General features: G+C 59.8%; 6 protein-coding genes and 9 pseudogenes. 6 read left to right on the top strand and 9 right to left on the bottom strand.

What is annotated here, in order from left to right; translation table 11 throughout:
- Positions 1-417 precede the first annotated feature (417 nt).
- On the top strand, positions 418-654 hold the full coding sequence (locus AB3X89_RS37795) for a hypothetical protein (protein WP_368587752.1): 237 nt from the start codon (positions 418-420) through the stop codon (positions 652-654).
- A 439-nt stretch (positions 655-1,093) separates the two neighbouring features.
- On the opposite strand, the gene AB3X89_RS37790 is transcribed toward AB3X89_RS37795, so the two are convergent.
- From AB3X89_RS37790 to AB3X89_RS37775, 4 genes and pseudogenes are all read right to left on the bottom strand, one after another.
- The gene (locus AB3X89_RS37790; protein ID WP_368587751.1) at positions 1,094-2,386 is read right to left on the bottom strand and encodes a M16 family metallopeptidase; all 1,293 of its coding nucleotides are present in this window, start codon (positions 2,384-2,386) and stop codon (positions 1,094-1,096) included.
- 14 nt (positions 2,387-2,400) lie between these two features.
- A complete protein-coding gene (locus AB3X89_RS37785) occupies positions 2,401-3,345 on the bottom strand; it encodes a M16 family metallopeptidase (RefSeq protein ID WP_368587750.1) in 945 nt (314 codons plus the stop codon).
- Positions 3,333-3,848, bottom strand: coding sequence for a M16 family metallopeptidase (locus AB3X89_RS37780; protein WP_368587749.1), 516 nt, complete (start codon positions 3,846-3,848; stop codon positions 3,333-3,335). Before AB3X89_RS37780 ends, AB3X89_RS37785 begins: the two co-directional genes overlap by 13 nt.
- Positions 3,849-4,072: 224 nt before the next feature.
- A pseudogene (locus AB3X89_RS37775) lies at positions 4,073-5,116 on the bottom strand (transposase); the annotation flags it as partial.
- 729 nt (positions 5,117-5,845) lie between these two features.
- Between AB3X89_RS37775 and AB3X89_RS37770 the strand changes: the two are divergent.
- Positions 5,846-6,056, top strand: a pseudogene (locus tag AB3X89_RS37770) (transposase); the annotation flags it as partial.
- Positions 6,057-6,078: 22 nt separating this feature from the next.
- Here the strand turns inward: AB3X89_RS37770 and AB3X89_RS37765 are convergent.
- The 3 genes and pseudogenes from AB3X89_RS37765 to AB3X89_RS37755 all read right to left on the bottom strand — a co-directional run bounded on the left by AB3X89_RS37765 (position 6,079) and on the right by AB3X89_RS37755 (position 7,152).
- Complete coding sequence (locus AB3X89_RS37765) at positions 6,079-6,729, bottom strand: IS630 family transposase (protein ID WP_368587748.1); 651 nt, start codon at positions 6,727-6,729, stop codon at positions 6,079-6,081.
- Between the two features lie 20 nt (positions 6,730-6,749).
- Positions 6,750-6,824, bottom strand: a pseudogene (locus tag AB3X89_RS37760) (hypothetical protein); the annotation flags it as partial.
- Between the two features lie 10 nt (positions 6,825-6,834).
- Positions 6,835-7,152, bottom strand: coding sequence for a hypothetical protein (locus AB3X89_RS37755; protein ID WP_368587747.1), 318 nt, complete (start codon positions 7,150-7,152; stop codon positions 6,835-6,837).
- Here AB3X89_RS37755 and AB3X89_RS37750 point away from each other — a divergent pair.
- From AB3X89_RS37750 to AB3X89_RS37740, 3 pseudogenes are all read left to right on the top strand, one after another.
- Positions 7,087-7,574: pseudogene (locus AB3X89_RS37750) on the top strand (IS3 family transposase); the annotation flags it as partial. The gene AB3X89_RS37755 and the pseudogene AB3X89_RS37750 overlap by 66 nt on opposite strands.
- A gap of 50 nt (positions 7,575-7,624) precedes the next feature.
- Positions 7,625-7,813, top strand: a pseudogene (locus AB3X89_RS37745) (IS3 family transposase); the annotation flags it as partial.
- 12 nt (positions 7,814-7,825) lie between these two features.
- Positions 7,826-8,737: pseudogene (locus AB3X89_RS37740) on the top strand (IS30 family transposase); the annotation flags it as partial.
- Positions 8,738-8,768: 31 nt separating this feature from the next.
- On the opposite strand, the pseudogene AB3X89_RS37735 reads toward AB3X89_RS37740, so the two are convergent.
- Positions 8,769-9,651: pseudogene (locus tag AB3X89_RS37735) on the bottom strand (IS3 family transposase); the annotation flags it as partial.
- Between the two features lie 432 nt (positions 9,652-10,083).
- Here AB3X89_RS37735 and AB3X89_RS37730 point away from each other — a divergent pair.
- Positions 10,084-10,439: pseudogene (locus tag AB3X89_RS37730) on the top strand (IS110 family transposase); the annotation flags it as partial.
- A gap of 249 nt (positions 10,440-10,688) precedes the next feature.
- Here the strand turns inward: AB3X89_RS37730 and AB3X89_RS37725 are convergent.
- Positions 10,689-10,815 (bottom strand): annotated as a pseudogene (locus AB3X89_RS37725) (IS6 family transposase); the annotation flags it as partial.
- Positions 10,816-10,918: the final 103 nt, after the last annotated feature.

The following is a 10,918-nucleotide window of genomic DNA, read 5'->3' as shown; positions in this document are numbered from 1 at the left end:
GTTCCAGAACCATTCGCACAGCCCGCTCACGAACTTCAGGCGAGTACCTTGGGCACTTCTTCTTCGTGTTTTCCATAGCTCCATTTTCTCAAGAAGTGGAGCCTCCGGAAATCCCGGGGCGGTTCACTTTGAGCAATTTGTGGATGGCGCGCAGAGCTTTGCGAAACGCTTAAGATGGAGCCGGTGCGGGCATATGTTTCACCGGTACAGCCTCCGACTGGTGACTGTACCGGGCGATCTCCGCACAAGGAATGTCGTCGCCGTTCAGACTGCGATGCGTGTGGAAAATCGCCGCTACGAAAACGACTTCTGCAGAGCTTCCTTAACTTGTTGGTATAGATTTCGCGTAAAGGTAGCCGACCGAATTACTCCCATCGGAGTGGCGGTCGTGAAACTTGACATTCTGGAGAAACGACTATGAGTACAGTGATTAGCAATGCGGGTTATGGTGTCTGGAACAACACCATTGACGTCACCGATCAGGTTCGACAGCAATACGCAAACGGCACGCGCGTGTTTGTCGCCGGTAATCAGTATGGCGATCCTTCCCCTGGAGACCGTAAGTATCTCTACATCTTCTGGAAGGTCAACGACGCCCCGACGCAATCCGGCGTGACCGGGGAGAATGATAATCGGGGGATCAGAATCGCATAAGAGCGCCTATCCCGCCAAAAGTTGCTCCGTCCAGGAAGCCTTGACAAACCAGCCATACTTCCGGCCGGTGCAACTCGCTGAGGACTGAGCTGCGGCCGTAAATGATGGCAAAAGCGTTGCCGGGCATTCCCTGCAGCGCACCAGTTCAGACTGCACCATGATTTTCTCCTTGCCGACCACCATGGTCGGTAGGAAAATTTCAGGACATTATGCGAACCATTGCCACACAACTCAGCGCCCGCGATCCCGCCTGAACACGGCGGTGCCGCCGTCGTCTACATGGTCTCTTCGCCGAATTTGCCGGAGTGGGCAATCGTGAATATCTGAACCTTCAGATATTCACGAATCTAGGCCGCCAGCCCCTCGGGGGTCTTTTTGAACTGAACTCTTATTGTGAATTCAAGGCAGGGGCAAAATCGCAGAGACTCCGAACCAGCCTCTAACGAACGAGCCGGCCTTCGGCATCGAGCACGTGCACCTTACCTAGACCGAGCTCGCGCACCGGCTGCTCGATCTTTTTCAGATCGCCCACGATCACCCAGGTCATTGCTTGTGGTTTGACAATTTCGTCGATCGCCGCCTGCGCGCTTGATACACTCACCGCCTCGATGCGCTGCTCGAGCGTCTGTACGTAGTCGTCCGGACGGCCGTACTTCACGATATTGTCGACGGCGCCGATCACCGACCCGGTGGTCTCGAAACTGCCCGGCAGACCGCGCAATATGGACGACCTAACCTTGTCCACTTCCTGTGCAGTCAGCGGCTTGGCACCGACGATGGCCACCGCCTCCTTTTCCATCTCGAGCGCGGATTCGGTAGTCTTGTCGGCCTGAACGGACGCGTACATCTGGCACGGCCGCTGGCGCAGCGCGCCAACAAGGCCGCTGCCGGCACCGTAGCTCCAGCGCTTTTCCTCGCGCAGGTTTATGTTCAGGCGCGACGTAAAGGTGCCGCCGAACGCGCGGTTGGCGATATCGATGTCTATGGCGTTGATCGCCTTGCTCGACGGCGCGAGCAGACCGGCGAGGATCAGCGACTGTGGCGCTTTGGGCCGGTCGATCAGAAACACCCGTGGCGTGGCTTGGTCGGCGACCTTGGCGATGTTCTTTTTCGGCAATGGCGCGGACGGCGCCCTCCAGTCGCCGAACACGGCGTCGAGTTGTGGAGTGATCTCCTTCAGCGTGGTGTCGCCGACGACCAGGATCTTCACGTTGTCGGGCCGCAGCCAGTCGCGCCGGAACGCCTCTAGGTCGTCTGCCGTAAGTGATTTGATCGACGCCTCGGTGCCGGTGCCAGTGAACGGAATCCTGTAGGCATGGTCGTGGCCGTACAGCAGAGGCGGCAACATGCGCCTGGCGAGGGACCCCGGGTCGACCTTTTCTTGTGCGATGTCGGCTAGTCGCTGAGCACGCACACGTTCGATGTCGTCGGCCTTGAAGGCCGGGTTGCGCACGATGTCCGCGAACAGCGCGAGCGAAGGCTTGAGTTGGTCATCGAGTGTGTTAAGCAACGCGCTACAGGTATCCAGCCCGCAGCTAACACCCATGATGGCGCCCAAGCGCTGCGTGCGCTTGGCTACCTCCAGCGCGTCAAGCGACTTGGTGCTCTCGCCCATCAGGGAGGCGGCGAAGCTGGCGGTACCAAGCTTGCGTCCTTCGTCGGCGGCGTAGCCGCCATCGAACTGCAGGTAGATCTGGGTGACTGGGACAGTGTAGTGTTGCGCCAGCACCACCTCGATGCCGTTCTTCAGTTTGCCCGCTCGAGCTTCGGAAAACGTAGTTCGGGGAAGTGAGTGACCTGCGGCACGCCTTTGGCACGGTCGACCTCGCTCTCGCTCACGACGTATTGCTGTGGAGCCGGCAGTTTGGGCTCGGGTCGACCCTGCGCGTCGGGCAACGGCACGACCTTCGCGTCCTCCGCCTGCGGGTCAAAGTCGTTGCTGCCCGGCAGCACGGTGAGCAGGTAGTCTCCCTTGGTGAGCCACCTGTCCGCCGAGGCTTTTACACTGCCAACGGTGGCGGCGTCGACGCGCTGTTGGTCCTTCTTGTAGGCACCTGGATCGCCGAGATACAGTTGCCCCGAGGCCAACATCTGGGCCTTGTCGCCGACTTTCTCCAGGCGACGCACGAGAGAAGCGCGATAAACGACCTTGGCACGATCCAGCTCATCCTGAGTTGGGCCTTCGATGAGGAATTTATTCAGTTCGTCGGCGATGACCGACTCGACCTTGGCCGCATCCACGCCCTTGCGCACGTTAGCATTAATCTGGAACTGACCGGTCAAAGCGAGCGGTGACACGCCCGCGGACACATTGTCGGCTAACTTGTCCTGATAGACTAGGCGCTGGTAGAGCCGCGAGGTCCTACCCCCACCGAGCACGGTAGCGGCAAGGCGCAGCGAAATCAGGTCATCCGTGCCCAACTGCGGCACAACCCAGGTGCGGTAGATGCGTCTCTGCGACACGTGGTCGTGCTGTACGCCGCGCGTGGACTTCGCCAGCGGGGTGATCCACGGCTGCTGGCGCGGCACCGGCGGACCGGCCGGGATGTCACCGAAGTACTTGACGACTTTCTCCTTGGCTTGCGCGGGTGTGATATCGCCGGCCAGCACGATCACCGCGTTGGCAGCACTATAGCGATCGCGGAACCACTGCTTCACGTCAGCCAGCGAGGCGCCGTTTAGATCTTGCATGGAGCCGATGATGTCATGCTGGTATGGATGGTTTGCCGGATAGATGTTGGACAGGATGTTCTGGTATACGCGGCCGTAGGAGCGTTCTCTCCTTGGCGCTTCTCGTTTTGAACCACGCCGCGCTGCGTATCGAGCTCTTTCTGGCCGATTGCACCGAGCAGGTGGCCCATGCGGTCCGACTCCATCCATAAAGCCATGTCGAGCGCGGTGGTCGGCACCGTCCCGAAATAGTTGGTTCTGTCAAACCCAGTGGTGCCATTCATGCCGGTCGCGCCGGCCAGCTCGAACGGAGCAAAAAAGGAGCCCTTATGGTGCTCCGAGCCGGAGAACATTAAGTGCTCGAACAGGTGCGCCAAGCCGCTCTTGCCCTTGGGCTCGTCGCCAGAGCCGACGTGATACCAAACGCTCACCGCCACCACCGGGGCCTTGTGGTCCTCGTGCACCACGAGGGTGAGGCCGTTGGGGAGCATCGTTCGAGTGTAGGCGATCTCCGGCACTACCATGGTGGCTTCGGTAGATGCGGCTCTAACTCCGCTCGCCGCGATGATCCCGAGCGCGCATATCATCAATCGTTTTTTTAGATTTCGAGCCATAAAACACCTTATTGATTAGACTGAGCTTTAGACACTCGAACGCTGTCGCCGTCCGTTGGCGATCAGACGGCGAACGAGACTGAGATTGCGTGAAGTGAACAGGCGGGGCCGTAGAAGCGGCATCGACTGGTAACTCAAGGGGCGTGACGCGCTTCGGGCCTCTGGAGTTTTCCAGACTTCCACTGCATGGGAGTGTGGGAGGCAAGTCCGGTAAATTCCCGACGCAGCCATTGGGCGGCCAGGCCAGCGGTGACGGGCTGACCGATTCTCAACGGCGCAATTTCGTGCATGGGGAAGTCCTCGGCAATCGCCAGGCTGAGCGACTGCGTGAGAGTCCATGCGCACGAACGAATCTGCATCCAGAGTTCGAGTAGGGTGCGCGTCTGCTGCCAGAGATTGTTGAATCCCCACCAACGCCTGAGATTGTGAAACAGCGGTTCTATGCCCCAGCGGCGCGCGTAAAGCTGAACGATGGTTTGTGCCTCCAGATCCACTTCGGAGGCCAGGATCAGACGTCGCTTTTTCCATTCCTGCCGCTTGTCGTTGTAGAACTGGCACCAGACAGCGCGCACGGGCGCACCCTTCGGGAAGCGGGCCACGACGACGGTCGAACGCAGGCGCACGCGCTGTTCCTTGCCATAGAGCTTCATCGTCAATCCGGTTGCGCACAGCGCTTCGATGGCCTCGGCACTCAGGCGCTTGCCATAGATGCGCGGCCGTCCACGCCGGGGCCCACCGGACCGAACGGCCGGCCGAAACAGCACGGTATCGATAGTCGCGTGGCCGATGACGTGCATGTTCCGACGCAGCGATGGCAGGACCAAACGCGCGCGCATGAACCACGAGTCGAACAGCACACGTATGGGCCGCTCGGTCACACCCGAGACTGCACGCACAAGCGCCAGCACAATCCTGAGCTTGTTGATGTTGCCCGGTTCCGGAACCAGTCGCGAGAGGATCGGCAACACCATGCCGACGCCCTCGTTGCCCAGCACGCTCACACACAGAGTCGCGATGCATTGCGCCCAGACGTGTTTGGGCCGGTTGGTCTTGCCGCTTTGCTGGCGTCGCCACCCGACGCCCGGTGCCTTCTTCGAGCACCGCATGATCAGCGTATCGTCCAGGACCATGGTGAGCGTGCCGATGGGCAAGACAGCAAGCAACAGTCTCAGCAGCGCTCGCGCGAGTGGCCCCGTACGCTAGGTGCCACGCTCCAGAAGCTTGCAATACGCCATCCAGCGGCGCGTACACCCAATGGCCGAAATCGCGCGGCTCACCCATCCTTCGGGCGAAACCATGCACCCGCTGAGCAGCTCGAGGAAGCTGGTTTGCGAGCGAAGCGGCACGGTGATAAACGGAACGTTGATCCATTCACTCAGGCAAAAAATCAGTGCGTTTCGACAAGGACATGGGCCATCGCAAGAGGACCGGAAAACGATTCCCATTGGCCACCGCGCTGCTTGCGCTAAAACGTCGCAGGCAGCGCTGCAGCTTCACGATTGATTTTCCATATCAAGTTTTTGGAATTGCGAACCATTTTTCAGGACCCTTCATCGGGGGGCTGGATTTCTAAAATCGAAACATGATTCTCTCCTTTTAAATTCGGCTGCTGCTGTTGAAGATGATCGCAGACGAAGCTAGAGAAAATCGTGCCAACAGCCAAGGTATCGGTCTAATCGAAATCCTTTGTCGAACAACAACGGACGGGACTTACAATGCAAACACTGATTGTCGCGAATGCAACAGTCTTGGTGCAAAAGGCGCTGGGCAATGAGCTTTGGGTGTGGAGCTAGAGCAGCATCGGTGTTGGTCTGTCGGGCCTTAATCGGCGTGGGCCCCCGGCGTCAGAATAGTTGTCGTGTCGTTTGATTCTTAGACGAGGTCCGGGGGCGGTAGGATCGGCGTAAATGAAAGCCTACTCAGCAGAACGAAAAGAAGCCGTGGTGCGTCGTATGATGCCGCCGGAAGATGTGCCGGTGTCGGCGCTGGCGAGAGAAACAGGAATCACGGAACACACGTTGTACGTGTGGCGCCGCGAGGCGAAAGGGATTGGCCGTGCCGGGAGACGGGAAGAACGCCGAAGGATGGTCTTCGGAAGACAAGTTTGCCGTTGTATTGATCCGGCAATAAAATGTTGAAATCAAGCCGCATAACGGACAGGATCATGCTGGAAGTATCGCCGGATGCGTTCGGGTTGCTTCTGCACAACCCTGTAATGGTACGCGGTGGCCTTGACCAGTTGCAGCCTGGTACGCGTTGGCGCCCGCCGTGTGACGCTTTGCTTGAGGTCGGCGTTGGCCATCTCGTTGGGATTGAGCTCAGGGCTGTAGCTGGGCAGATAGAACACCTCGATCCGGTCGCGGTGTCTGCCCAGCCAGGCCTTCACGGCCTTGCCGTGATGGACACGCAGATTGTCCAGGATCAGGAAGATCTTTTTCTTCGCCCCGGTGATCAGCCGTCGCATGAAGGCGATCAGGATGCCGGTGTTCAGCGCACCGTCGAAGATCTTCCAGCGCATCTGTCCTTTATTCGTCACGGTGGAGATGACCGACAGGCCGGCACGCTTCGCGTTGACCTTGAGCACCGGTGTCTTTCCCGTGGGCGCGTAACCGCGGCCCCGAACATCGTCGGAGCGCAGTCCGGTTTCATCACCCCAGTGGACTTCGGCTCCTTCAGCCTGGGCCCGCTGCGCAATGGCAGGATAGTGTTCATCGAGCCACTTCCTGATCGCCGCCGGCGATTGCTCATAAGCTTCTTCAATGGCTTTTGCGGGGTGAAGCCCCAGCGCCACAGATACTGCCCCATCGTACGAACCGGCACACGGATGCCGAACCGTTGTTCGATCACTTCGGCCACGCTCTGACGGGTCCACAGGGCATAAGGCATTTTCAACTGGTCAGGTGTGCGGTCCCGGATGATTTTCTGCACGACCCGCTCCTGATCTGCGCTCAGGCTGCGTCCGGTACCCGGCGGACGACCGCGAGGCCCGACATCCACGGCACGCCAGCCGCCCCGCCTCGTACGCCTTGCAGGCCGCAATCACCGTCGTGGGCGACATCTCGCAACGCAGCGCCACCTCTTTCAACGCTACGCCTTCGATGCGCATCTTCACCGCGCGGCGACGGCGTTCATTCAGTGCCGCCAACGGAATGCTGCCGAACAGGCGCGCGAGCAACGTCAGCAGCCCAAAGAAGACAAGCAGCGCATCAAACAACTGGAAAAGGAGTTGAAGCGCAAAGAGAAGGGCACAGGCAGAAGCTGCGGCGCTGCTCGTACTTCGAAAAAAGCCCAGGCGATCTGGGGAGAACAAGAGGATGACTGACCAATGTCCCTGATCGCCTGTTATGCATATCGTTGATCCGAGAGGCGGTGGGCTCGGGCTGCCGCCTGCAGAAGGCTGTGAAGAGTTGGGACTGAGCGGCACGCACGTTCCAGCGCTGGGTGGATGACGGCGACGCTGTACGCCGATGGCCGCGTACGCCAAATCGGCCAGAGCCGCGTAACAAGCTGAGCGAAGCCGAGCGGCGGCAGATTCTCGAGGTGGCCAATAGTGCCGAATTTGCGAGCTTGCCGCCTAGTCAAATCGTGCCGAGCTTGGCAGACCGCGGTGTGTGCCTGGCGTCGGAATCGAGCTTTTAGCGGGTGCTGCGCGACGCTTCGCAACAACACCGCCGAGGTCGTGCGCAAGCCTGAAAAATGAACGGGTTCATGCAGCGCGCTATCGCACGCATCGCGAAGCCGCAGCGGACTTGTTCGAATACATCGAAGTGTTTTACAACCGCAGTCGTCGTCATTCGTCACTCGGCTTTGTGTCGCCGGCCCAGTTCATGCGAGACTGGCTCGTGGCTCAGCAGGCAACGGATGTAGCTGCATAACCCCGGGCCTCGCGGCTGCGCCACTACGTGCAAGACCGTCTGGAGGGCAAGGTTCGCGACGCTGATGGTCGTGAGATTTCTGGGCCACGGCAAGCACCATTCAAAGGGAGAAACAAACCGCATCGCGGTGATCGCAAATGGGTCAATGGCTGGTCGCCCGAACAGATTTCCAACCGGCTGCAGATCGACTTCCCGGATGACGAATCCATGCGCATCTCTCACGAAGCCATTTACCAGGCTCTTTATATCCAGGACCGAGGTGCTCTCAAGCGCGAGCTGGTCAGCTGCTTGCGCACTGGGCGGGCGTTGCGCGTGCCGAGGGCCCGGGCACAGGCCAAGGCCTGGGCGCACGTTAGCGAGGCGGTGATGATCTCCAGCCGGCCTGCTGAAGCGCAAGATCGTGCTGTGCCAGGGCATTGGGACGGTGACCTGATCATCGGCCTGAACCGGTCCGCGATCGGAACGCTGGTTGAGCGGTCGAGCCGGTTCACCATGCTCGTCCATCTGCCTCGCGAGGAGGGCTACGGGCTGATTCCCAGAGCGAAGAATGGTCCTGCGCTGGCTGGCTACGGAGCTGTCACGATGGCCAACGCGCTCAAGAAGACCGTGACTGACCTGCCTGCCCAGTTGTGGCGGTCATTGACCTGGGATCGTGGCAAAGAACTATCCGATCACGCCCGTTTCACGGTCGAGTCCGGGGTACAGGTATTCTTCGCCGACCCGCACAGTCCATAGCAGCGCGGCACGAACGAGAACGCGAACGGTCTCTTGCGACAATACTTCCCAAAGGGTACAGACCTGTCCCGGTGGAGCGATCGAGAAATCCAGGCCGTTGCCAATGCACTGAATACCAGACCCCGGAAAACACTTGGTTGGAAGACACCTGCCGAAGCACTGGACGAATACCTGAGGTCTGCTCAATAATCGAGTGTTGCGACGACCGGTTGAATCCGCCCTGACTGCCACGGTCCGAGTGGTGCAGCGCGCCGGGCGCGGGCTTCCGGCGAAACCATGCCATCGTCAGCGCGTCGGTCACAATGTCGGCCGTCATGCGCGGCTTGATGGACCAACCCACGACTTCTCGATTGAACAGGTCCAGCACGACCGCCAGATACAGCCAGCCCTCGTCGGTCCAGATATACGTGATGTCCGAACTGAACACCTGATTCGGCGCAGCCGGCGCGAACTCGCGGTTCAACAGGTTCGGCGCGACGGGCAGCTTGTGCCGGGAATCAGTCGTGACGCGGTAGCGGCGTTTGTGGCGTGCCCGGATACCGTTCTTGCTCATCAAACGCTCCACGCGTGCCTTGCTGGCCGGAAACCCGCGTGCGCGAATCTCCTCGGTCATGCGTGGCGAGCCGTAGGCGCCCTTGACCTCGGCATGAATCGACCGAATCAGCGTAAGCAGTTGCGTGTCGGTCAACCGTTTCCGCTCGGGCGTGCCGCCGCGCTTCCAGGCACGATCGCCGTTCACGCTCACCGAAGGACCTCGCACAGCGTTGACAGCGGATAGTGCCGGCACTCCCCGGCAATCCAGGCGTACTTCACAGAAGGTCCTTCGCGAAGTACGCCGCCGCCTTTTTTGCGATTTCAAGCTCCATTTGCAGGCGCTTGTTCTCGGCGCGTAACCGCGAGAGCTCCATCTGCTCGGGCGTGACCACCTTCGCTCCGGGACCGTTCAGTTTGCCGGCCTGCTCGGCCTTCACCCAGTTGCGCAGCGTCTGCTCCGACACGCCCAACTCGCGGGCCACTGCGCCTACGCCTTGCCCGTCCTTGACTCGTTGCACGGCCGCCGCCCGGAACTCCGGCGTGTACGCCTGTTTTGGTACCTTGAACATCTCTTCTTTCCTTCCTTTGGGTCGAGTTTACACACGACCTGCTGGAAGGCGAAATTTCAGGGGAAGCTCAGCTGGCAGTGTCGATTCCTTCCCGGTTGCCCGGGTGAACCGCCATAACGGAGGGTACGTTGTCCCCGGAGCTTCGCACCCGACCGTTACCAATCGCGCGCGTCCGGGTAACAGCAGGTCACGGCTTCAAATTCCCATATTCAGGTTGTTGAATGTGACAAGGCAGAGAAGAGCTTTGCCATCCACTACATTGCCGATTTACGTCCGGCGGGCGGCGACACGCGTCGCACTTGATGACTTGTGTTAGATGGTATAGACGCCTCCCCCCGGCAACGGGCAAGCGGAAGCTCAGTGGGAGAGAGCATCTGCAGCCAGCTGTACAGGGATGCGTCGAACCCCACAGCTCACGCAGGGGGTTTTCAAATGAAGATGCCCGTTATTGGCATGGATATCGCCAAGCATGTCTTCCAGTTGCATGGGGTCGACGTTGCCACCGGGAAGGTCGAGCGCGTGAAACTCAAGCGAGGTGAGGTAGCGGATTTCTTTGCAAAGAGGAGCGCTCACTTGTGGCGATTGAAGCCTGCGGTGGTGCTCATCACTGGGCCCGGCAACTGCAGAAGCTTGGTCATGAAGTGAGGCTCATTGCAGCGCATTCGGTGAGAGCGTTCGTCTTGCGCAACAAATCCGATGCGGCCGACACGCGCGGTATCTGGACTGCGGCCCAACAGCCGGAGGCGCGGTTTGTCGCCGTCAAAAGCGAAACACAGCAATCGATTCTGGATCAGCGAAGATATTGCGTCGCTGGAGCGGCCGCAACTTCAGGCGGTCACGATCCTGCCCAACCATCGCGCCTGATCGGTCATCGCCTGAAGGTGCGCGTGTACGGTGACCGGCTCGATTGCTATCTGTCGGTGCGCTGGTGCATATCACCTCGCGAGGCTCGCGTGGCGGCGACAACCGCCACGCACTGAATTACCGACACTTCATTGAGAGTCTCAAACGCAAGCTGCAAAGTCATCGTTGGATTTCGGCTCACGAAAGCCGCGCGTGCGCCGCTCGCGTTCACGCGTCGGTTGATGGCTGTACTCGGCGCGGTTGTTTACCCGGTCCGTCGCTTTAACGAACACGTGCTCTAGCAGCCTGCGGAAGTACCGCTGAAACGCGTCATCGCGCTGCGTTCGTGAAGCGTTGATAGAAGGAGCCCAACAACCCGATGGAGATTATGCGCGGCGCCGACACATTCACCGAGAGTCTGTTT

Source organism: Paraburkholderia sp. BR14320 (genome assembly GCF_040948665.1).
Lineage (GTDB): Bacteria > Pseudomonadota > Gammaproteobacteria > Burkholderiales > Burkholderiaceae > Paraburkholderia > Paraburkholderia youngii.
This window is presented reverse-complemented; position numbering and strand designations above follow the sequence as displayed.

Excerpts from the sequence above, each read along its gene's own strand:
- AB3X89_RS37795 (WP_368587752.1), top strand. The coding sequence starts at position 418 with ATGAGTACAGTGATTAGCAATGCGGGTTATGGTGTCTGGAACAACACC.
- AB3X89_RS37785 (WP_368587750.1), bottom strand. The coding sequence starts at position 3,345 with ATGCAAGATCTAAACGGCGCCTCGCTGGCTGACGTGAAGCAGTGGTTC.
- AB3X89_RS37780 (WP_368587749.1), bottom strand. The coding sequence starts at position 3,848 with ATGGTAGTGCCGGAGATCGCCTACACTCGAACGATGCTCCCCAACGGC.